Source organism: Streptomyces glaucosporus, assembly GCF_039533345.1.
GTDB lineage: Bacteria > Actinomycetota > Actinomycetes > Streptomycetales > Streptomycetaceae > Streptomyces > Streptomyces glaucosporus.
In genome coordinates this window covers 328359-350218 of record NZ_BAAATJ010000003.1, presented here as the reverse complement: position 1 = coordinate 350218, position 21860 = coordinate 328359, and the positions used below count along the sequence as shown (strand labels likewise).

Below are 21860 nucleotides of genomic sequence, written 5' to 3'. Positions count from 1 at the left end.
AGAGCCGAGGGAGATCCAGATGGGCCGACTGGCGAAGCTCGCGGCGGCACACGGAGTCTGCACCTCCTACGATCCCGCCCCCGGACGCACGGTCCGGGTGCCCGAGGACACGGTCGTACGGGTCCTCGCGGCACTGGGCGTCGACGCCTCCACGCCGAAGGCCGTCGACGAGGCCCTGGAGCGCCACGCGCGCGAGGAGGCGGCCCGGCTGCTTCCCCCCACCGTCGTCGTACGGGCCCGGCACGCCTCGCCGGCCGCGGCTCCACCCGCGGCCGTCCGCTGCGGCCTGCCCCCGCTGCCCGACGGCACGGCCCTGCGGGTGGAGGCCGAGGACGGCCAGTGCCTGGAGTGGTGCGTGGAGGAGCTGGCCGGCGACGGCAGGCGGCTGCCACCGGGCTGCCACACGCTGCACGCCGAGGCGCCCGACGGCCGCTCCGGGCAGGCCGCCCTGATCGTCGCGCCGGACCGCTTCCCGCCCCTGGAGGAGCGCTCCTTCGGGCTCCTCGTCCAGCTCTACTCCCTGCTGTCCTCCCGCTCCTGGGGCATGGGCGACCTCGCGGACCTCGCCGACCTGGCCGCCTGGGCCGGACGCGCGACCGGCGCCGGGTTCATCCAGCTCAACCCCCTCCACGCGGCCGTCCCCGCCGCCCCGGGCGACACGATCGACCCCTCCCCCTACCGTCCCTCCTCGCGGCGCTTCGCCGACCCCGTCCACCTGCGGATCGAGGCGGTCCCCGAGTACGCCTACCTCGGCGGCGAGGCGCGGGCGCGGGCGGACGAACTGCTGGCCCGCGCCGCCGAACTGCGCGAGACCACCCTCGCCAAGGACGGCGCCGTCGACCGCGACGCCGTGTGGGCGCTCAAGCTCCGCGCGCTGGAACTGCTCCGCACCGTCCCCCTCAGCCCCGGCCGCCACATCGCCTACTGCGACTTCCTCGCCGAGCAGGGCCAGGCCCTGGAGGACCACGCCACCTGGTGCGCCCTGGCCGAGGTCCACGGCCCCGACTGGCGCTCCTGGCCCGGCGGCCTGGACGACCCGCGCTCGCCCGCCACCGCCCGCGCCCGCAACGACCTGCTGGACAGGGTGGACTTCCACTGCTGGCTGGCCTGGCTCACCGACGCCCAGCTCGCCCGCGCCCAGCGCACCGCCTGCGACGCGGGCATGTCCATCGGCCTGGTCCACGACCTGGCCCTGGGCGTCCACCCCTCCGGCGCGGAGGCCTGGGCGCAGCAGGACCACCTGGCCCCCGGCATGTCCATCGGCGCCCCGCCGGACGCCTTCAACGCCCACGGCCAGGACTGGGGCCTGCCGCCGTGGCGCCCCGACGCGCTGGCCGCCTCCGGCTACGCCCCCTACCGCTCGCTGCTGTCCGGGCTGCTGCGCCACGCGGGCGGGCTGCGCGTCGACCACGTCATGGGCCAGTTCCGGCTCTGGTGGATCCCCGAGGGCCGCCCGCCGACGGAGGGCGCCTACGTCCGCTACGACGCCGAGGCGATGCTCGGCGTCCTCGCCCTGGAGGCCCACCGGGCGGGGGCCGTCGTCATCGGCGAGGACCTGGGCACCGTCGAGCCCGGGGTCCGCGGGGAGCTGGCGGGGCGCGGAGTGCTGGGCACCTCCGTGCTGTGGTTCGAGCGCGACTACGAGCACCGGCACACCCCGCCCGGCGACACGCCCCAGCCGCTGGACCCGCGGCACTGGCGCGCCGACTGCCTGGCCACCGCCACCACCCACGACCTGCCCAGCACCGCCGCCCGCCTCAGCGGCGAGCACGTCGAACTGCGCGACCGGCTCGGCCTGCTGGCCGGCTCGCTGGACGAGGAGCGCGGCCGGGACGCCCGGGAGACCGCCGAATGGGTGGCGCACCTGGACCGCCTGGGCCTGCGTCCGGAGGGCGAGGGCGACGAGGAGGACGAGATCAGGGCGGTCTACCGCTTCCTGGCCCGCACCCCCGCGAAGATGGTCGGCGTCTGGCTGCCCGACGGCGTGGGCGACCGCCGTCCGCAGAACGTGCCGGGCACCTGGGACCAGTACCCCAACTGGCGACTGCCCGTCGCCGACGGCGACGGCCGCCCGGTCACCCTGGAGGAACTCGTCGCCTCGCCCCGGCTGCGGGCCCTCCTGGAGACGGTCAGCGACGAACTGTACGGGCGGCAGGGCACCCGCAGGCGCGTCCAGGGCCACCCTGGACGAGTGGCGCCGCCGGACGTTCGCTAGCGTGGACACCGTGGACACCAAGGTCACCCAGAACACCAGGAACGCCCGCACCGCGGTGCGCGCCGGAGCAGTCACCGCCTTCACCGCGCTGGCGCTCCTGCTCAGCTCCCCCTCCGCCCTCGCCGTCTACCGCGACGACGGCGACGACCCGGGCGCCGGCATCAGCCCGGTCGAGACCATCGGCCTGTTCGTCGTGCTGCCGGTCGTCCTCTTCGCGGTCATCGCCGGACTGGTGATGGTGGCCGACAAGTCCTCGCGCAAGAGCGGCCAGGTCGCCGGGCGGCAGGAGCCGAACCGCGGCTGACCCGCGGCGTTCCGCCGGGGGCGGGCGGCCGGGGCGTGTTCCGGGCGGCCGGAAGTGGCCCACCGATCCGGCCGCCGATTGGACCTGCCGGGGGTGCCGGGCCGGTCCGTAGCGTCGCCGCATGACCTCACGGACCCCGCCGACGCCTCCGGCGTCCGGCTCCGCCCCGCGACGGCTGGCCCTGGCCCAGCTGGTCAACTCCGTCGGGGACGGCGCGTACTACGTCTGCTCCGTGCTGTACTTCACCCGCGTCGTCGGCCTGTCCGCGACGGAGGCCGGAGCCGGCCTCACGCTCGGCTGGGCGGCCGGCGCCGTGGCGGGCGTCCCCCTGGGACACCTGGCCGACCGGCGCGGGCCGCGCGGTGCGGCGGTCGCCCTGGCGGTGGCGACCGCGGCGGCCGTCGCCGTCTTCCTCGCCGTCGAGGACCTCCCCTCCTTCACGGCCGCCGCCGTGCTGTACGCCTGCTGCCAGTGCGGGCTCGGCGCGGCCCGGCAGGCGCTGCTGGCCGCCCTCGTCCCGGAGCGGGAACGCACCCGCGTCCGCGCGTATCTGCAGTCCACCGGAAACGCCGGACTGGCCGTCGGCGCCGCCCTGGGCGGCCTGGCCCTCCACCTGGACACCCCCGCCGCGTACCGGGCGGTCCTGGCGGTGGACGCCGCCGCGTTCCTCGCCGCCGCCCTCGTCCTGTCGCGCCTGCCCGCCGTCCCGGCCGCGCCGGCCGGAGCGGCCGGCGCCCCGCGCCTGGCCGTTCTCCGCGACCGCCCCTACGCGCTGGTCACCGGCCTCCACTCGGTGCTGCTGCTCTACATGCCGCTGCTCAGCGTCGTCGTCCCGCTGTGGACGGTGCAGCGCACCGAGGCTCCCCGCTGGACGGTGGCGGCCCTGCTGGCCCTCAACACCCTGGCCGTCGTCGTCCTCCAGGTGCGGGTGGCGCGCGGGGTCACCGGTCTGCGCTCGGCGACCCGGTACGTGCGCCTGTCGGGCGTGCTGATGCTCGCCTCCTGCGCGGCCTTCGCGCTCTCCTCCGCCCCGTCGTCCCCGTGGGCGGCCCTCGCGGTCCTGACGGCGGCCGCGTGCGCGCAGGTCCTCGGCGAGACGCTCCTCGCCGCCGGAGCCTGGGAGATCTCCTTCGGTCTCGCCCCCGAGGGCCGGCACGGCCAGTACCAGGGCTTCTTCGGAACCGGTACCGCCGTCGCCCGCATGCTCGGCCCCCTGCCGCTGACCTGGCTGGTGCTGGGCGGGGGTCCGGCGGGCTGGCTGGCGCTGGGTGCGGCCTTCCTCGCCTCGGCCTGCGCGATCGCCCCGGCGGTCCGCCGGGCGGAGGCGGCCTGCCCGGGCGGCGGCCTGCCCGCGGGCGGACGGACGCCCGGCGGCGGTGCGGCCGACGCGGCCGGACCCGCCACCGCGGGGTGACGCGGTGGCGGGTCCGGTGCTGGCTCCGGGCCGCCCGCCGCGGAAGGCCGCGGCGGGCGGGCGCGTTCAGTGCCTGCGGCGGTCCTTCCGCCAGTCCTTCTTCCAGCCGTCCTTCTTGGCGTCCTTCAGAGTGGACAGCAGGGCGTAGAAGGAGGGCTTGCGCTCGAAGTCCTCGGTCATGACCGTGGCGGAACCCTCACCCTGGAAGAACACCGGGACCCAGGAGTACTTGTCGGTGAAGCCCCAGATGGTGAAGGAGTTGCAGTCGTCCACCGCCAGGCAGGCCGAGAGGGCCTGCTGGTAGTAGTCGGCCTGCTGCTTGAGCTGCGCCTCGGTGGGCCGGCCGTCCTCCGGCAGGTCCATGCGCACGTCCAGCTCGGTGACGGCCGTCTCCAGGCCGAGCTTGTCGAACCGGCGCAGGTTCTGCTCGAGGCTGGTCGGGAAGCCGTAGCGCAGGCTCAGGTGCGCCTGCACGGAGAAACCGTGCACGGGCACGCCCTGCTTGAGCAGGTCCTGGGTGAGCCGGTAGTAGGCGTCGCTCTTGGCGTTGACGTCCTCGACACCGTAGTCGTTGAAGAACAGCTTGGCCTTCGGGTCGGCCTTGTGGGCCCAGCGGAAGGCGTCGGCGATGATGCCCGGTCCGAGCTCGCGGATCCAGATGTTCTCCTGGGTGCGCAGGTTGCCCTGCTCGTCGAAGATCTCGTTGGCGACGTCCCACTGCTGGATCTTGCCGGCGTAGCGGCCGACGACGGTGGTGATGTGCTCGCGCAGGATGGAGCGCAGCTCCTCCTTGGTGAAGTCGCCCTCCTCCAGCCACGCCGGGTTCTGGCTGTGCCACAGGAGCGTGTGCCCGCGCACGACCTGCTTGTTGCGCTTGGCGAAGTCGACGATGGCGTCGGCCGCCCCGAACTCGTAGCGGTCCCGCTCGGGGTGGATGAACTCCCACTTCATCTGGTTCTCGGGGGAGACCGAGCTGAACTGCTGCCCCAGGAGCTTCCGGTACGGCTTGTCGTGGGTGAAGGGGTCCGGATAGTCCTGCTCGAGGTGGTGACCGCCGCCCGCCACGGCGGTGCCCACGTAGAACCCCTTGGGAGCGGCATCACGCAGCCGGTCGAACTTGGCGCTGGAGTGGCGCGTGCCCTCGTGGTCGGACGGGGCGGCCGTGGCCGGTGCCGCGGCCAGCGGCAGCGCCAGGGCGGCCGTGGCGAGCGCGGTGGCGGCGATACGGACAGATCTCATGCAGAGGGCTCCCTTTTCGGTCGGCCTTCTCAAAGTTTCCGGAAAGTTTCCGGACGTATGGCTCCCGGACGCTAAGGGGCCGCCGACCGGGGCGTCAATACCCGTGCAGACTCCTGTGATCGCCAATGCCGCCCGGGTCCGTGCCCGGGGCAAGACAAAAAGGGAGAAGCGGGTGGTATCGGGCCGGTGGCACGGCCGTCCCCACCGCCCTCGCGGAGGCGGAGGCGGGAGCGGAGGTGCCCGTGGCGGGCCGGGTAGCCCGCCGATGGGCTGCCGGACGTCGGCATGAGAGGGAGGAATTACCGGTACGCGGAGTCGCGGTCCGCGCTCCGCCCCGGCCGCCGGATGCCGGGCGAGCCGTTCACCCTCGCCGTCGGCGCGGGCGGCGGGCCGCGCCCGGCGTCGCGCCACAGCGGGCACGTGGCGTGCGGGGACGGCCGCGGATGCCGGACGCGGGCGAGACGCCTTCGGCCGCGATGCCGTCCGCCGGACGGCCACAGGGGTCCCCGGCCGGCCACTGCTCCGGCGCGGCCTCGTGGCCGTCCGCCGCACGGGCCCCGGACCGGACGCGGAGCACGGGCCCGGACGGGCCCGCCCGGGCCGTGACGCCGGCCCGCCCCGGCATGGGACCTGTAGGGCCGCTTGTGGAGAAAATTCGCCCTTTCGGTTCATTTTCGAAAAGCCCGGCGTCCGGTGCTACGGTCACCGCATGAGTAGCGCAGGCATCCGCGTCGCTCTTGTCCTCCCGACCTCCTGGGAGTGGTACTTCGAGCCGCAGCGGAAGCATTCGATCGCCGGATACGCGGAAAAGGCGCTGAAGATCGCCGGGAAGATCTCCCCCGGTTCCGGAGTGGAGGTCTTCCTGTACGGGGAGCCCGTGAACAGCGAGGGGACGGAGGTGGTCCGCTCCCGGCTGGAGCCCGGCTCCCTCTCCGAGTGGGTGCGGGAGTGGGGCGTCAGGCCGAACGCGCACCGGAGGGTGTACGACGAGCCGGTCCCGGCGAACCGCGCCGAGGAGCACTTCGGCACCGGCGAGCAGCCCTGGTACGGCAGACCCCTCCCGGCGGTGCGCGCGGTGAACGCATGGGCGTCCGGCACGGACGACATCACCTTCGTCATCTTCTGGCTCGACCGGAAGACCGAGACCGAGGAGATGATCCGGTTCATAGGGGAGTCCGGAAACGAGAAGATCTTCTGGCAGTTCTTCGGTGAATCCGAGGAGATCTACGACACGTTCTGGAGCCGGGACAGCCTGAGCCAGCGGCAGGTGCTCCCCAACGTCTGGTTCTGCTTCGACGAGCACTGGAGCCGGCGGGCCATCAGCCGGGGATTCGCGCAGTGGCGGGAGAAGACCGCGGCGAAGACCTGACGGAATTCAGGGGAGCGGGGCCGCGCGGCGGCCGTGCGGACGGCGGACGGGTCAGCCCGCCGGGCCCGCACCGCCATGACGGAGCCAGGTGTAGGCGACCGGCTGGCCCGTGTTCCACTCGGCGGCCGACGCGGCGTCGACCGGCACGAACCCGGCACCCCGGTAGCAGCGCAGGGCCGTGCGGTTGTCCGGGTGGACGCGGAGGAAGACCTCGGAGCGGCCCGCGCGCAGCGCCTCGGCCAGCAGGCCCCGGACCAGTGCCCGTCCCAGCCCCCTGCCGCGGGCATCGGGGGCGACGATGATCCGGGCCAGCTCGACCTCGCCCCCGGCGTCCTCTCCGCCGTCGAACCACAGCTCCCCGTAGCCGACCGGGACGCCGCCCTCGGTCAGGAGGCGGGCCCGGACGCCGTCCTGCCGCCGCCACGCGGCGACCCTCCGCGCCGGCACGGGGAAGTCCCGCTCACCGCACCACAGCAGGGCTTCCCGGGCGGAGCGCGGCCAGCCCGCCACCACGGCGGCGTGGACGGGGGAGAAGGGGATGAGTTCCACGGGTTCCGGTCCCGTCACGTGTCCGCCCCGTCCCTAGGAGGCGATCATCCCGCGGTCCGGCCAGGTGCCGGACGTGCGGTGGAGGCGGGCGATCCTCCGGACCGTGGCGCGGAAGGCGAAGTCGGGCCTGTGGTCGTCCGCCTCGGCCTCACGGGTCTCCTTGTCCACGGTCAGAAGGCGGTCCAGCTCCCCGGGACTCCCGCCGAACGCGTAACGGACGCGGGAGCCGTCCTCGGAGAGCTTGTCGAAGTAGACGAGTATGGCCATTCCGGCCGCCCCTTCCGGTTCCCGGTTCCCGCGCCTGCCGGTGCAGCCTGCCCCGCCGCCCGCGCCCGGGCAAGGTGTTTTCCGGGCCGGACGCGCTGGTCCCCCGCCCGGACGGGGAGTGCGTCCGGGTGACCGCCGAACGGGTGTGCGTGAGGAGCGCGGGAGCTTCTCGGGAGGTTCCGGGAGGAGGGGCGAGCGGCGCTGTCTCCGCTGGTCCCCGCCGTGTTCCGGCCCGCCGCGCGCCGCCTGTGGCCGCCTCCGCCGGTGAGCCCAGCCCGGCCGCCCGTGTCGGTGCGGGGCCTTTTCGGGGTACCCGGACGGCAGGAGCCCATGGCCGGGACGTCCGCGCCGCGCGCTCCGGTCGGGAGGCACCATGATCGAAGGGGAATGGGTCGACACCGACGGCCACCGGGACGCGACCGAGCGGGCCGAACGTGCCACGAGGTTCGCGTGGACCGCGATCACGGGGCTGATGTGGCTGTTCGTCCTCGCCGCGGTGGGGCTCAGCCTCCTCGCCGTGTTCGTCCTCGCGTACGTGGTCTCCGCCGTGCGCTGAGCCCGCACCGCCCGGCCGGGGGCCGCCGGACACCCGGTCCGGCCGCCGTCCACTCGCGGGCCGGGGCGCGGCCCGCCGCGCGGCGCCCGGTCAGGTGCCCGCGCACCTCGAACAGCTCGCCGGGGCCCGGTGCCCCGAGCAGCCGGCCGGGGAGCCGCCCGGGCCTCCTCCCGCGCGGATCGCGGCGGGCGGTCCCCGGACCGTCCGTCAACTCCGCCGCACGGTCATTGTGTTCGGCGCGCCGGATCATGCGCCGCCTCCCCCCGTCGCGAGGACCGGTGGCCACGCCCCGGGCGCTGCCGCCGACACGCCGCCGGAGAGCGGGGTACCCCGGCCGAAGTCTGTCGGTGCGGGATGCCAGCATGTCCGTTCATGAACGCCTCCGCCCTCATCGCACGGCTCGGGCCGCCGAGGCCGGCAGAGCCCCGGGACAGGCACGCGGCACCCGAACCCGTCCCCGTCGACTGGGACGCGGTGGAGGGCTGGCTCGGTCTGGGACTGCCCGCCGACTACAGGGAACTGGCGTCCGCCCACGGACCGCTGGACATCGGCGGGCTCCTCCGGCTGCACGTGCCCTGCGTACAGGGGGAACGCTTCGACTACGGGGACTGGCTGTGGGAGACCCACCGCTGGTGCCGCATCTCCTCCCGACAGGCCACGCCGTACGAGCCCCCGCCGTTCCACCCCGAGCCCGGCGGACTGCTCGCCTGGGGCGAGACGCGGGAGGGCCACTTCCTGTTCTGGGACACCGGGACGTCCGACGACCCCGGCCGCTGGCCCGTCGTCGTGTACGACGGGAAAGCCGCCCGGGGCGGGAGCGCCCCGTGGCGGAACTGGGGGATGCCGTTGGCGGAGGCGGTACCGGCCCTGCTCCGCACCGGCCTCCCGCTTCCCGGCGGCAGGATGCTCGGCCCGCTGCCGCCGACCGTGTGCCGTCCCGCCGTCCTGGCCGGCGCCCGCCCCTGGACGCCGCCGGAACCGGCGCCCCGGGCGGCGGCCGGGCCCGCGGCGGGGTGCTCGCCGGGCACCGCGGACCGAAGGGGCTGACCCGGCCCGCGGGGCGCCGGAACGATGTTCCCGCCGACGGGCGACGGGGACGGCGGCCGGGGGCCGGACGGGATCAGGACACCGACGCGAGCGCGTGCTCGCGGGCCCTGCGGAGCCCCGTGAGGAAGGTCTCGGCCGGCTGGGCGCCGGAGACGGCGAAGGCGCGGTTCAGGACGTAGAACGGCACGCCGGTGACCCCCAGCGCGCGGGCCTCGCGGATGTCCGCCTCGACCTCCCGCGCGTACGCGTCGCCGGTGACGACCCCGCGCGTCTCGTCCTCGTCCAGCCCGATCTCGACGCCCAGCTCCACGAGGGTGTCGGGGTCGTCGAGGGTCCGCGCCTCGACCAGCTGGGCCCGCAGCAGCCGCTCGTGGGCCCGGTCGCCGAGGCCGTGCGCCCCGGCCAGGTGGGTCAGCCGGTGGGCGTCGACGGTGTTGACCATGACCGAGTGCTCCAGGTCGTAGACCAGGCCCTCCCGCGCGGCCAGCTCGGTGACCCGCGCGTTCATCGCGCGGACCTGCTCGGGGGAGCTCCCGGTCTTCTTCGCCAGCATCTCGGGGACGGGCTGCCGCACACCCCGGGGGAAGGACGGGTCGAGTTGGAAACTGCGCCAGGCGACCTCCACCTCACCGGCGTGCTCGAACTCCTCCAGGGCGCGCTCCAGGCGCCGTTTGCCGATGTAGCACCAGGGGCAGACGACGTCCGACCAGACCTCGATCCGCACCGTGCCCGCGGTGCCCGTCGTCCCGCCGGTCTCCGTCCCGCTCACAGGGCGCACACCCCGTCCGCGCAGACGGGGGACCCGTCGGGGCCGCCGGAGCCGAGGACGACCAGCCCGGACGCCGTCTCCGCCCTCGTCTCCGTCCCACCGTCCTCCCGCACCGGTTCCGGTGCGGTCGCCGCTTCCTCCGGCCGGGACACGCTCATCGCCCACCTCGTTCGCTCTCCGTACGGACTCGTGGCGCACCGCGCCACACAGCCGAACCCGGCCGGGGCCCGTCCGCATTCCCGGCAGGGCGGCCGGGCGCCGCTCCGGACGGTCCGGGCCGCCGCACGGCCCTCGCGGCCGTCCGCCCTCAGCGGCGGCGCAGCAGCAGTTCCGTGTTGCGGTCGCCCGGTCCGCCCGCCAGGGCCGTGCGGCGGCCCGGGGCGTTGAAGGCCAGCTCGCGGTAGAGCGAGGCCAGGCCGGTGCGGGAGAGGTCACCGGGGTCGGCGGCGTAGGGGGCCGCCGACTCGACGCAGGTGGTGAAGAGCGACAGCGTCCCGTCGCGGTTGTCGGTCAGCTCGATCACCCGGGCCAGTTGCGGGTGGTCCACGTGGGAGGCCGTGGTGATCTCCCAGAACCCGCGGTGCGGCGTGATCCGGTTGCGGTGGCTGTGCCCGTTGATCCACGCGACCACGTTGCCGTGCCGCTCCAGCAGCGCGAGCAGTTCGGCCCCGCCGGTCCGCACGGAGGCGCTGTAGTGGTGGCTGAAGACGAGGACGTGGTCGCCGTCGTGGCGGGTCAGTTCGCGGTCCAGCCAGCGCAGTTGGGACGCGGTGACGTGTCCCCGGTAGTCGCCGTCCGGGTCGGTGGTGTCCAGGCTGATCCCGATCGTGTTCTCCGATATGCGGAAGCCGTAGTACAGCCGTCCCTCGGCCACGGCCTCCCGGGTGTACCCGTGTCCGGCGGGGCCGGGGCCGGCGTACGCCGGGTCGAGGTGCGCCTCGGCGTACTCGCGGGAGGTGAGGGGCGCGCGGGACGGGTCGGGGGTGACGGTGCGCATCTCGCGGGCGTGGGCGCGCAGCAGCCGTTCGAGGTCCCTGCCCCGGGTGTCGCGGCCTTTCCGCACCGTCTCGTGCAGGGCCGCCGCCTCGGCCTCCGGCAGGGAGTACAGCTTCCGGTCCCCCACGGCGAATTCGGCGAGGTAGGGGCCGGCCGCGTAGTGGCCGCCGTGGAGGTCGTCGTGGTTGCCGACGGTGGAGTACCAGGGGATGGCCAGTCCGGGGCTGGCGATCTGCGCGATCGCCGCGCCGAGGAATCCGTCGACGCGGGGGAGGCCGTGCCGCTTGTCGAGGTCGCGCACCGCGTCCTCCGGATGCCAGTACAGCGGCAGCCCGGAGTTCTGCACGCCCTCGTAGTGCCGCGGGTCGCCGGTGTTGGGGGTGATGCGGCCGCCGCTCATCGCGGTGAGGAACCACTCCAGTTCGGCGCGGCAGTTGTTGTCCGTGTTGTCGCCGGTGGTCATCGCGAAGGACAGCGGCGCGCCGGTGGCCGGGCCGCCGCGCAGCCCGTTGATCCGCTCGACCAGCGAGACCAGGCCGTGGACGGTCAGCGCCTCGTGCGGGCGCCACGCTCCGGGGACGCCGGCGCGCTGGTACTCGAAGCGCACGGGGTGCTGGACGTCCGTCACATGGGCGTCGGTGAGGTGGACGAAGGACGCCAGGACGGTGCGCCGGTCCTCGCGTCCCGCGTCCGCGGCGGCCAGGTCCTGCCGTACCACCCGGTCCCAGCCGGGGCCCTCGCCCAGCCGCCGGTAGGGGCCCGTGCCGCGCGGGGCCGCCACGCTCTCCAGCGTGGTCCCGGCCGGTGAGGGCGCCACCGGCGTGGGGGTGGGGGTGGGCGTGGGCGAGGGGGCGCGGGTGGGTGCGGGCGGCGCGGCTGGGGCGGCGCCGGCCGGATCGCCGCCCCCGCCGAGGGCCGCCCCCAGCCCGGCGGCGACCCCGGCCGCCCCGGCGGCGGCGAGCAGTGTGCGGCGGTCGAGGGCCCGGTGGGCGGGTCGGTTGCGGCCGGACATGATCACATCTCCCCGGTTGCGAACGCGAAGCCGCGGGGCGGGGACCTCCCTGCCCACCGGGATCGTCGACAGCCGTGGTGACGCTCGGTGCAACGGCATGGAAACGCCCGACGCCGAACTCGGTTCATGGATCACATGTGTTCACGACCGCCATGTCCCGCTCGCCGGGCGGTGCGGCTGGGCTCACCGCCCGTTCACCTGCCGGGCCGGGGGCGGCGCTTCACTCCTCGCCGGCTGCCTCTCCCTGCGCCTCTCCCCGTGCCTCTTCGCGTGCCGCGGCGACGGCGGCGGCGAGCGCGTCGGCGATGTGGGCCTCGGTGGCGGCCTTGTCGAGCCCGAGGCCGCTGAGCGGCCCCTCGCCGTTCTCGAGTTCCAGCAGCGCCAGCAGGATGTGCTCGGTTCCGACGTAGTTGTGGCCGAGCCGCAGCGCCTCCCGGAAGGTGAGCTCCAGGGCCTTCTTCCCCCGCGCGTCGAACGGGATGAGCTGGGGCGCCTCCCCGGACGCGGGCGGCAGTGCGGCGGCGAGGGCCTGCCGGACGGAGTCCGGGGAGAGGCCCTGCGCGGCGATCGCCTTCGCGGCGATCCCCCCGGGCTCGCTCAGCAGGCCGAGGGCCAGGTGCTCGGGGCGGATCTCGGCGTGGCCGGCCGCGCGGGCCTCCTCCTGCGCCGCCACCACCGTGTCTCTGGCGCGCGGGGTGAACCGGCCGAAGCCCTGGGCGGGGTCGAGGTCGGGCGCGGAGCCCTTGGGGACGAAGCGCTTCTGGGCCGCCTGCTTGGTGATGCCCATGCTGCGGCCGATGTCGGTCCAGGAGGCGCCCGAGCGCCGGGCCTGGTCCACGAAGTGGCCGATGAGGTGGTCGGCCACCTCGCCGAGGTGCTCCGCGGTGAGGACCGCGGTGGAGAGCTGCTGGAGGACGTCGGTGTGGGTCTTCTTGATGCCCTCGATCAGGTCGTCGAGCCGGACGGAGTCGGGGATGCGCGCTGGATTCTCCATGCGTCAACCATAGGTTGACGCATGGAGCCCGTCAACCCGAAGTTGACGATCGGCGGCCGGGGCCCCGGCGGTCCTCAGGACCCGCGCACCTCGTACAGGAAGCACCCGTACTCCACCGCCCGGACGTGGACCAGTACCGTCCGCGGATCGGCGAACGCCTCCTCCAGCGCGGAGTCGAGAATTCCGTCGAGGACCGGCGGCGGCGCGTCCGGCAGCTCCACCAGCCGCCCGCCCAGCAGGTGCCCGCGGGCGTCGTAGCGGCGCAGGACGCGCCGCAGCCCGGGACCGGCGAACGGGTGGCGGCCCGGTCCGTCCGGGTCGGGCCCGCGGCACGCGGAGGCGTGGACGAACACCGGGCCCTGCTCGTCGTACGCGCCCGGGTCCGCGCCCGTCCGGGCCGCCCACCGGCGCAGCGGCGCGTACGCCACCAGGGCGATCCGCTCGCCGGGCCGGGACGGCCGCAGGCAGCAGCGCAGCGGGGCGCCGCCCTCCCCGTCGGCGAACGGGAGCGCCGGACGTCCGGCGTCGTCGCCCGTGAGCAGCTCCTCCAGCACGTCCGGGGCGAGGGGAAGAAGGGGCCTGCGGGAGGCGCGCGGTGGTGAGCCGATCGTCGTCATGCCCCCACTGTGGCCGTCGTCCACCCCGGTCACCGGCGGAAAAAGGTCATCACGTCCGCCGGGGCCGCCGTGCGAGGATGGCCGGACACACGCGGAGAAGAAGGAGATGACGCAGGTGCCAGGTACGAACCTCACGCGCGACGAGGCGCGGGAGCGGGCCCGTCTGCTCGAGGTGGACGCGTACGACATCGAGCTGGACCTCTCCGGAGCACAGGAGGGAGGCACGTTCCGCTCGGTCACCACGGTGCGCTTCGACGCCCGCGAGGCCGGGGACAGCTTCATCGACCTGGTGGCTCCCACCGTGCACGAGGTCGTCCTCAACGGAGTGCCCCTCGACCCCGCCGAGGTCTTCGCCGACTCGCGCATCGCCCTGCCCGGCCTCGTGGCCGGACGCAACGAGCTGCGCGTCGTCGCCGACTGCGCCTACACCAACACCGGCGAGGGACTCCACCGCTTCGTCGACCCGGTGGACCAGCAGGCGTACCTCTACACGCAGTTCGAGGTGCCCGACGCCCGCCGGGTCTTCGCGAGCTTCGAGCAGCCCGACCTGAAGGCGACCTTCGCCTTCACCGTCACCGCCCCCGAGGGCTGGACGGTGATCTCCAACTCGCCCGCCCCCGAACCGCGGGACAACGTCTGGCGGTTCGAGCCGACGCCGCGGATCTCCACCTACATCACCGCGCTGATCGCCGGCCCGTACCACAGCGTCCACAGCGTCTGGGAGAGCGGCAAGGGGGACGGCCGCACCGTGCCGCTGGGCGTCTACTGCCGCCCCTCCCTCGCCGAGCACCTCGACGCGGACGCGATCTTCGAGGTCACCCGGCAGGGCTTCGACTGGTTCGAGGAGAAGTTCGGCCTCCCCTACCCCTTCGCCAAGTACGACCAGCTCTTCGTCCCGGAGTTCAACGCGGGCGCGATGGAGAACGCGGGCGCGGTGACCATCCGCGACCAGTACGTCTTCCGCTCCAAGGTGACGGACGCCGCCTACGAGACGCGGGCCGAGACGATCCTCCACGAGCTGGCCCACATGTGGTTCGGCGACCTGGTCACCATGGAGTGGTGGAACGACCTGTGGCTGAACGAGTCGTTCGCCACCTACACCTCCATCGCCTGCCAGGCCGCCGCCCCCGGCAGCCGCTGGCCGCACGCGTGGACCACCTTCGCCAACTCCATGAAGACCTGGGCCTACCGCCAGGACCAGCTCCCCTCCACGCACCCGATCATGGCGGACATCAAGGACCTCGACGACGTCCTGGTCAACTTCGACGGCATCACGTACGCCAAGGGCGCCTCCGTCCTCAAGCAGCTCGTCGCCTACGTCGGCGAGGACGCGTTCTTCCGCGGCGTGCAGACGTACTTCAAGCGCCACGCTTGGGGCAACACCCGCCTGACCGACCTGCTCACCGCGCTGGAGGAGACCTCCGGCCGGGACCTGAGGACCTGGTCCAGGGCGTGGCTGGAGACCGCGGGCATCAACGTGCTGCGCCCGGAGATCGCCACCGACGACGACGGGACGATCACCTCCTTCGCCGTGCTCCAGGAGGCCCCGGCGCTGCCCGCCGGCGCCAAGGGCGAGCCCGTGCTGCGCCCCCACCGCATCGCCATCGGCTCCTACGCGCTCCAGGACGGCAGGCTGGTGCGCACCGGCCGCGTCGAGCTGGACGTGGACGGCGAGCGGACCGAGGTGCCCGAACTGGTCGGCGCCCTCCGCCCGGACGTGATCCTCCTCAACGACGACGACCTGTCGTACGCCAAGGTCCGGCTCGACGCAGAGTCGCTGGCCACCGTCACCCGGCACCTGGGCGACTTCGCCGAGTCGCTGCCGCGCGCCCTGTGCTGGGCATCGGCCTGGGACATGACCCGCGACGGGGAGATGGCCACCCGCGACTACCTGGAGCTGGTGCTCTCCGGCATCGGCAAGGAGTCGGACATCGGCGTCGTCCAGACCCTCCAGCGGCAGGTCAAGCTCGCCCTGGACCTGTACGCCGCCCCGAGCTGGCGCGAGACCGGCCTGCAGCGCTGGTCGCAGGCCGCGCTGGAGCGGCTGCGCACGGCCGAGCCGGGCAGCGACCACCAGCTCGCCTGGGCCCGGGCGCTGGCCGCGACCGCCCGCACCGACGAGCAGCTCGGCCTGCTCGCCGGACTGCTGGACGGCAGCGAGAAGATCGAGGGCCTGACGGTGGACACCGAGCTGCGCTGGGCCCTGCTCCACCGGCTGGCGGCCACCGGACGCGCCGACGAGGCGGCCGTCGAGGCCGAGCTGGAGCGCGACCGGACCGCGGCGGGCGAGCGGCACGCGGCGGCGGCGCGGGCGGCCCGGCCGACGGCCAAGGCCAAGGCGGAGGCGTGGGCGTCGGTCGTGGAGTCCGACAAGCTGCCCAACGCGATGCAGGAGGCGGTCATCGGCGGTTTCGTCCAGACCGACCAGCGCGACCTGCTCGCCCCGTACACCGCCAAGTACTTCGACGCGCTCAAGGGCGTGTGGGAGTCGCGCAGCCACGAGATGGCGCAGCAGATCGCGGTCGGCCTCTACCCGGCGCTCCAGGTCTCCGAGGAGACCCTGCGGGCCACGGACGCCTGGCTGGAGTCGGCCGAGCCCAGCGCGGCCCTGCGCCGCCTGGTCACCGAGTCCCGCGCGGGTGTCGAGCGCGCCCTGAAGGCGCAGGCGGCGGACGCCGCCGCGGCGGTCTGACGGCGCCGGACGACACCGGCCGCGCCACGAAGGGCCCTTCGGGCCGCGTCCCCCGCACGGGGCGCGGCCCGAAGGCGTTCCGGCCCGGAACGGCCGCGGGCCGCCGTCGAACCTCTCCGGGACGCCCGCCGTGTACGCATGTGGCAAGACGATCACCGGCCCGACGGGCGCGGTGTGCCGCACCACGCCGTTCGCCGGAACGGTGGGAAACGGAGGAGGAAGACGTGAAGGACACCCTGAAGAAGTCCGCGGTCGTCGCCGCGGCCGCGGCGACGACCGCCGTGTGCCTCCCCGCCGGTTCGGCCCACGCGCTCAGCCGGGTGCTCTGCGACAGCCTCGACTACCTCATGATCGGCGACTGCAACTCCACGCGGGCCCTCTGCTTCGCCGACGCGGGCACGCAGCAGGTGAACATCTACGCGGTGAACGACATCTCGTCGGGCGACAACAAGGTGACCGTCAAGTACCAGGCGGTGCAGAACGGGCCGATCGCCCAGTTCACGCCGGAGAAGTGGGAGTGGGCGGACGCGGAGAAGCCGCTCCACGGGATCACCGGGATCAGGATCTGGTAGTCCGGCCGGCCGGACCCCCTTTCCGGCGGCCCAGCCGGATCGCCGGATCGCCGGAAAGCCGGAAGGCCGGAAAGGGGGTCACCGGGGCAGGACCACCACGCAGGCGGCCGGTTCGCGCTCCGGTGCCGCCATCAGGGCGGTGCGGATCACGGCGGCCTGCTGCCAGGGGTGGTCGCGGAGCTTCGCCGGGGTGATGTGGAGGACCGAGATCCCCAGGCGCTCCAGCGCCTCCCGCTTGCGGGCGTACCGGGACCACACCGCGCCGTCCCCGGGGGCCGTCCCGTGCGAGGCGCTGGTGTCGAGCTCCACGGCGAGGGCCTGCTCGGGCCAGTAGGCGTCCACCCCGCCCAGATGGGGGCCGCCGGGCAGCCACAGGTCGACGTTCCAGCAGGGTTCGGGCAGGCCGTGGGAGCGGACCAGGCCGTACAGCAGGCCCTCGGCCACCGCCCGGCTCTCGGCCAGCACGGCGTCCACTGCGTCCACGACGTGGGGGCGGTTCAGCAGCCGGGCCCGGGACAGCTCGCGGACGACGGCCGGGGCCTCGCAGTGGCCCTCGCGCACGGCCTCCATCAGCAGCCCGCGCACCGCCGCGGCGTCGCCGAGGAAGCCGATCGCGTCGGCCAGGGCGCGCTCCACGGGGGCCACGGGCAGGCCGGTGATCTCCTGTGGCCGCGGCAGGGACCGGGTGCGCACCACCCGGGCGCAGCCGGTGGAGCGCAGCCGCCGGGTACGGGGGACCAGCACGTCGATGTGCTCCAGGGAGAGCAGCGGGGGTGCGCAGGAGAGGCCGTACAGGGCGAGCGCGGCCAGCCCGGTGATCATCGCCTCGGGGCCGTCGCCGGCGGCGGGGACGGCGGCCGAGGCGGTGCACGCGGCGCCGGCCCGGACGGGGAAACGCTCCCTGCTCGCGTACAGCAGCACGGCCTGCAGCCGCTCCTCGCTGGTGGGCGGGCCGGGGTGGAGCAGGTAGACCCCGGGCAGCGGCATCTGCCAGGGGCCGCCCGGCCGGCAGCGCTCGCCGGCGGTGGCGGCGCTGACACCCTGCTCGCGCAGGGTGCGGGCCGTCACCACCCGGCGCTCCGTGTGCGGGGTCCGGAGGGCGGGGCGGGGGGAGAGCGGGGTGTTGTTCATGTCCCGGCGATTCCCGCCCCCGTCCCGCCCTCCAACCTCCGTTACACGGCTGTCGACGAATCCGGACAAGCCCGTCCTAAAGTACGGGCGTTCGAGTGCCGATCAGGGGCGGGCGGTCAGGCGCCGGGGAAGAGGAGGAAGTCGGTGACGAAGCAGGCCGTGTCGCCGTCCTCCGTCCGGCCGATCCAGGTGGGGTGGAAGCCGTCGTCCGCGCCGGAGGCGAAGGCGACGACCTCGCAGACGTCCGTCCCGCCGCCCGCCACCCCCGGGGCCGGGTCCGCCCGGCACGGCGGGAGCGTGCCGGGCGGACCGGTTCCCGGCCCCGGGCGGGGCCGGGGGCGGGCTCAGGCGGACGCCGCCGCGTCGCACCGCTGCGCCCGCAGGGCGCGGGCCGTGTCGTCGCGGGCCTCCAGCACCAGCCGCCGCAGCGCCGGGGGCGCGTCCTCGTGCGCGGCGAGCCAGGCGTCCGTCAGCTCCAGCACGGTCTCGTTGTCCTGGAGGGCGGGGTAGAGGCCGCGGACGACCGCCATGCCGATCTCGATCGACCGCTCGGCCCAGACCCGCTCGATCGCCTCGAAGTACCGCTCGGCGTAGGGCGCCAGCAGTTCCCGCTGCCCCGGCTGGTCGAAGCCGGAGATGGTCGCCTCCACCAGCGCGTTGGAGAGCCGGTCGGAGTCCACCACGTCCGTCCACGCCCGTTCCTTGACCCGGGAGTCCGGCCGCGCGGCCAGGCAGCGCACCTGGTGGCGCTTGCCGGAGGCGGTGTCGTCGCGGGCCAGTTCGGCCGCCAGCCGCGCCTCGTCGGCGACGCCGCGGGCGGCCAGGGACTCCAGGAGGGTCCAGCGCAGCTCCTGGTCGATCTCCAGCCCGTCGATCCGCCCGGTCCCCTCCAGCAGCGTGTCCAGCATCTGCAGGTCGTGCTCGTCGTGCGCGACGGCGGCGAAGAACCGCGCCCAGGCGAGCTGGTGGTCGCTGCCCGGCCCGGCCTGCCGCAGGTGCCGCAGCGCGCCGTGGGCGAGGGCGCGGCCGCACTCCTCGCGCGCGCCGGGCGCGACGTAGTGCACCAGGGCCGTGCGCGCCCAGGCGTGGAGCATCTGCACCACGCCGATGTCGCTCTCCTGGCCGCCGAAGCGCAGCAGCAGGTCGAGGAAGTCGCGTGCGGGCAGCAGCGCGTCACGGGTGAGGTTCCACAGCGCCGACCAGCACAGGGCCCGCGCCAGCGGGTCGGCGATCGACCCCAGGTGGCCGCGGAGGGTCTCCAGGGACGCCTCGTCGAAGCGGACCTTGCAGTACGTCAGGTCGTCGTCGTTGACGAGGACCAGTTCCGGGCGCTCGGCCCCGGCCAGCTCCTCCACGACCGTCCGCGCCCCGGTGACGTCCACCTCCGCGCGGGCGTAGCGCTCCAGCGGGCCGCCCGCGCTCTGCCGCCGGTACAGGCCGACCGCGACCCGGTGCGGGCGCAGCGTCGGGTGCTCCTCGGGCGCCTCCTGGGTGACGGCCAGTTCGGTGATCCGGCCCGAGGACCCGTAGGTGACGTGCGGTGTCAGAGAGTTGACGCCGGCCGTCTGGAGCCAGGCCCGGGACCAGGCGGCCATGTCCCGCCCGGAGGTCTCCCCCAGCACCGTCAGGAGGTGTTCGAGCCGGGTGTTGCCCCACGCGTGGCGCTTGAAGTACCGGCGCGCGCCCTCCAGGAAGGCGTCGCGCCCCGCATAGGCGACGAGCTGCTTGAGGACGGAGGCGCCCTTGGCGTAGGTGATGCCGTCGAAGTTGAGCTTGGCGTCCTCCAGGTCCCGGATGTCGGCGGTGATCGGGTGGGTGGAGGGGAGCTGGTCGGCGCGGTACGCCCACGCCTTGCGGCGGTTGGCGAAGGTGATCCAGCCGTTGGCGAACCGGGTGGCCTCGACCATGGAGAAGGAGCCCATGAAGTCGGCGAAGGACTCCTTGAGCCACAGGTCGTCCCACCACTCCATGGTGACCAGGTCGCCGAACCACATGTGCGCCATCTCGTGGAGGATGACGTTGGCCCGGTTCTCGTAGGCGGCGTCCGTCACCTTGCCCCGGAAGACGAACTCCTCCCGGAAGGTCACGCACCCCGGGTTCTCCATCGCGCCGAGGTTGTACTCCGGCACGAACGCCTGGTCGTACTTGCCGAACGGGTACGGGTAGTCGAAGTGGTCGTGGAAGAAGTCCAGGCCCTGCTTGGTGACGGTGAAGATGTCGTCGGCGTCGAAGTGGGGAGCCAGGCCCTTGCGGCACAGCGCGCCCAGCGGGATCACCAGCTCGCCCCCGTCGGGCAGTTCGCGCCGGTAGACGTCGGTGACGTGGTGGTACGGGCCGGCGACGACGGTGGTGATGTACGTCGAGATCGGCTTCGTCGTCGCGAACCGCCAGACGGCCGCGCCGTCGCCGGCCGGCTCCGGCTCGCCCTCGCGCGCGCCGTTGCTCAGCACCGTCCAGCCCTCGGGGGCGGTGACGGTGAAGGTGAAGGGCGCCTTGAGGTCGGGCTGCTCGAAGTTGGCGAAGACCCGGCGGGCGTCGGCGGGTTCGTACTGGGTGTAGAGGTAGGTCTCGCCGTCCTCCGGGTCGACGAAGTGGTGCATCCCCTCGCCGGTGCGGCTGTACGCGCACCACGCGTCCACGGTGAGGGTGTTCTCGGCGGCCAGGCCGTCGAGGGCGACGCGCGTGCCGTCGAACACCTCGGCCGGGTTCAGCTCGCGGCCGTTGAGGGTCACCGAGGAGACCGAGGGGGCGAGCAGGTCGGCGAAGGTGGAGGCGCCGGGCTCGGCGCAGCGGAAGCGGATCGTGGTGGTGGAGCGGAAGGTGCGCGGCCCGTCCCCGGTGTGGGGCCCGACGGCGGACCGCAGGTCGAGCGCGACGTCGTAGCCGTCCACACTCAGCAGCCGGGCGCGCTCCCGGGCCTCGTCACGGGTCAGGTTCTCACCGGGCACGGTGTGACTCCTCGTCTCACATGGCGAACACAGAAGAAGCTCAGGATCGCATGCGGTGTACGCCGTCGCGCGGCCGGTCGCGCGACGGCGGCCGGACCGGGAGCGGGGACCGGGAATCAGCGGACCGCTCCCCGGCGTTCCCCGCTGTGCGTGTCCCCGCGGGCGCCGCCCTCCCGCCGTGCCCGCCGGTGACCGCTGCCCGCTGTCGCTGTCGATTCCGCAGGACGAAGGAGACCCGCATGCCCCGGACGCCCGAGAGCACGGACAGGACCCCGGCCGACTTCTGGTTCGACCCCCTGTGCCCGTGGGCCTGGATGACCTCCCGCTGGATGCTGGAGGTGGAGAAGGTCCGGCCGGTGGAGGTGCGCTGGCACGTGATGAGCCTGGCCGTGCTCAACGAGAACCGGCTGGACGAGCTGCCGCAGGACTACGCCGAGATGCTGCGGACCGCCTGGGGTCCGGTGCGCGTGCTGATCGCCGCCGAGCAGAAGCACGGCGCCGAGGTGCTCGGCCCGCTCTACACCGCCATCGGCACCCGCTTCCACAACCAGGGCCGTCCCAACGAGCGCGGGACGATCGTCGACGCCCTGGCGGAGGTCGGCCTTCCGGCGGAGCTGGCGGACGCGGCGGACACGGACGCGTACGACGAGCGGCTGCGGGCCTCGCACGAGGAGGGCATCGGCCTGGTCGGCCAGGACGTCGGCACCCCGGTGATCGCCGTGCCGGGCGCGGACGGGAAGCAGGTCGCCTTCTTCGGTCCGGTCGTCACCCCGGCCCCCAAGGGCGAGGCCGCGGCCCGGCTGTGGGACGGCACGCTGCTGGTGGCCTCCACCCCGGGCTTCTACGAGCTGAAGCGGACCCGCACCGAGGGGCCGCGGTTCGACGACTGAGCCGGCTCCCGGCTCCGGTCCCACAGGACGGCACGGCCCCCGCGCACCAGGACGGCGCGGGGGCCGTGCCCTTTCCCGCGCCCTCCGTCCCGCCCCCGTCCGCGGCCTGTGACGGGTGAGAAGACGACCACGTCCGCGGCGGAGGCCCGAGGCGGGGAGGGCGGCCCGGCGCACGACCGCCGGGCCTTGTTGCACATTAGGCGCAGTTGAGAATCGAAGGCAACAAGGCGGTGGCGCGATGCGCTCCCGGGCCGTCGGGACCCCGCCGGCCCGGGCCGG

At 74.4% G+C, this 21860-nt stretch carries 20 protein-coding genes; 9 read left to right on the top strand and 11 right to left on the bottom strand.

The genetic code is table 11. The features are described from left to right. Positions 1–19 precede the first annotated feature (19 nt). The 3 genes from malQ (at position 20) to ABD358_RS05805 (ending at position 3933) form a co-directional block, all read left to right on the top strand. Positions 20–2215: a 4-alpha-glucanotransferase gene (gene malQ, locus ABD358_RS05815; protein WP_344629746.1), complete on the top strand. Its 2196-nt coding sequence runs from the start codon at positions 20–22 to the stop codon at positions 2213–2215. 1 nt (position 2216) lies between these two features. After that, on the top strand, positions 2217–2519 hold the full coding sequence (locus ABD358_RS05810; RefSeq protein ID WP_344629745.1) for a hypothetical protein: 303 nt from the start codon (positions 2217–2219) through the stop codon (positions 2517–2519). A 121-nt stretch (positions 2520–2640) separates the two neighbouring features. Beyond that, the gene (locus ABD358_RS05805) at positions 2641–3933 is read left to right on the top strand and encodes an MFS transporter (RefSeq protein ID WP_344629744.1); all 1293 of its coding nucleotides are present in this window, start codon (positions 2641–2643) and stop codon (positions 3931–3933) included. Between the two features lie 66 nt (positions 3934–3999). Here ABD358_RS05805 and ABD358_RS05800 read toward each other — a convergent pair whose 3' ends face one another. After that, the gene (locus ABD358_RS05800; RefSeq protein WP_344629743.1) at positions 4000–5172 is read right to left on the bottom strand and encodes an endo-1,4-beta-xylanase; all 1173 of its coding nucleotides are present in this window, start codon (positions 5170–5172) and stop codon (positions 4000–4002) included. Positions 5173–5881: 709 nt separating this feature from the next. On the opposite strand from ABD358_RS05800, the gene ABD358_RS05795 reads away from it, so the two are divergent. After that, entirely contained in the window at positions 5882–6541 is a 660-nt protein-coding gene (locus tag ABD358_RS05795) for a VWA domain-containing protein (protein WP_344629742.1), read from the top strand. 51 nt (positions 6542–6592) lie between these two features. Here the strand turns inward: ABD358_RS05795 and ABD358_RS05790 are convergent, their stop codons facing one another. Together ABD358_RS05790 and ABD358_RS05785 are read right to left on the bottom strand one after the other, a co-directional pair. Further along, entirely contained in the window at positions 6593–7108 is a 516-nt protein-coding gene (locus ABD358_RS05790; RefSeq protein WP_344629741.1) for a GNAT family N-acetyltransferase, read from the bottom strand. 15 nt (positions 7109–7123) lie between these two features. Further along, on the bottom strand, positions 7124–7357 hold the full coding sequence (locus ABD358_RS05785) for a hypothetical protein (protein ID WP_344629740.1): 234 nt from the start codon (positions 7355–7357) through the stop codon (positions 7124–7126). Between the two features lie 373 nt (positions 7358–7730). On the opposite strand from ABD358_RS05785, the gene ABD358_RS05780 reads away from it, so the two are divergent. Continuing rightward, on the top strand, positions 7731–7913 hold the full coding sequence (locus ABD358_RS05780; RefSeq protein ID WP_344629739.1) for a hypothetical protein: 183 nt from the start codon (positions 7731–7733) through the stop codon (positions 7911–7913). 372 nt (positions 7914–8285) lie between these two features. Next, entirely contained in the window at positions 8286–8960 is a 675-nt protein-coding gene (locus ABD358_RS05775) for an SMI1/KNR4 family protein (protein WP_344629738.1), read from the top strand. 73 nt (positions 8961–9033) lie between these two features. On the opposite strand, the gene ABD358_RS05770 is transcribed toward ABD358_RS05775, so the two are convergent. From ABD358_RS05770 to ABD358_RS05750, 5 genes are all read right to left on the bottom strand, one after another. Beyond that, positions 9034–9729 carry a DsbA family oxidoreductase gene (locus ABD358_RS05770; RefSeq protein ID WP_344629737.1) on the bottom strand — a complete coding sequence of 232 codons (696 nt, stop codon included), beginning with the start codon at positions 9727–9729 and terminating at the stop codon, positions 9034–9036. After that, the gene (locus tag ABD358_RS05765; RefSeq protein WP_344629736.1) at positions 9726–9887 is read right to left on the bottom strand and encodes a hypothetical protein; all 162 of its coding nucleotides are present in this window, start codon (positions 9885–9887) and stop codon (positions 9726–9728) included. Before ABD358_RS05765 ends, ABD358_RS05770 begins: the two co-directional genes overlap by 4 nt. A gap of 149 nt (positions 9888–10036) precedes the next feature. Next, positions 10037–11737, bottom strand: coding sequence for a TIGR03767 family metallophosphoesterase (locus ABD358_RS05760; RefSeq protein WP_344629735.1), 1701 nt, complete (start codon positions 11735–11737; stop codon positions 10037–10039). Positions 11738–11957: 220 nt separating this feature from the next. Next, a complete protein-coding gene (locus ABD358_RS05755) occupies positions 11958–12731 on the bottom strand; it encodes a Clp protease N-terminal domain-containing protein (RefSeq protein ID WP_344629734.1) in 774 nt (257 codons plus the stop codon). A gap of 74 nt (positions 12732–12805) precedes the next feature. Next, positions 12806–13348, bottom strand: coding sequence for a DUF1203 domain-containing protein (locus tag ABD358_RS05750; protein WP_344629733.1), 543 nt, complete (start codon positions 13346–13348; stop codon positions 12806–12808). A 115-nt stretch (positions 13349–13463) separates the two neighbouring features. Here ABD358_RS05750 and pepN (ABD358_RS05745) point away from each other — a divergent pair, with 115 nt between their 5' ends. Next, positions 13464–16040: an aminopeptidase N gene (gene pepN / locus ABD358_RS05745; protein ID WP_344629732.1), complete on the top strand. Its 2577-nt coding sequence runs from the start codon at positions 13464–13466 to the stop codon at positions 16038–16040. Between the two features lie 224 nt (positions 16041–16264). Then, positions 16265–16612, top strand: a complete 348-nt coding sequence (locus ABD358_RS05740; protein ID WP_344629731.1) for a beta/gamma crystallin domain-containing protein — start codon at positions 16265–16267, stop codon at positions 16610–16612. A 78-nt stretch (positions 16613–16690) separates the two neighbouring features. On the opposite strand, the gene ABD358_RS05735 is transcribed toward ABD358_RS05740, so the two are convergent. From ABD358_RS05735 to pepN (ABD358_RS05725), 3 genes are all read right to left on the bottom strand, one after another. Next, positions 16691–17743, bottom strand: coding sequence for a hypothetical protein (locus ABD358_RS05735; RefSeq protein ID WP_344629730.1), 1053 nt, complete (start codon positions 17741–17743; stop codon positions 16691–16693). A gap of 116 nt (positions 17744–17859) precedes the next feature. Continuing rightward, positions 17860–18006, bottom strand: a complete 147-nt coding sequence (locus ABD358_RS05730) for a DUF4241 domain-containing protein (RefSeq protein ID WP_344629729.1) — start codon at positions 18004–18006, stop codon at positions 17860–17862. 81 nt (positions 18007–18087) lie between these two features. Continuing rightward, positions 18088–20691, bottom strand: a complete 2604-nt coding sequence (pepN, locus tag ABD358_RS05725) for an aminopeptidase N (RefSeq protein WP_344629728.1) — start codon at positions 20689–20691, stop codon at positions 18088–18090. Positions 20692–20930: 239 nt separating this feature from the next. Between pepN (ABD358_RS05725) and ABD358_RS05720 the strand changes: the two genes are divergently transcribed. Continuing rightward, on the top strand, positions 20931–21581 hold the full coding sequence (locus ABD358_RS05720; RefSeq protein WP_344629727.1) for a mycothiol-dependent nitroreductase Rv2466c family protein: 651 nt from the start codon (positions 20931–20933) through the stop codon (positions 21579–21581). Positions 21582–21860: the final 279 nt, after the last annotated feature.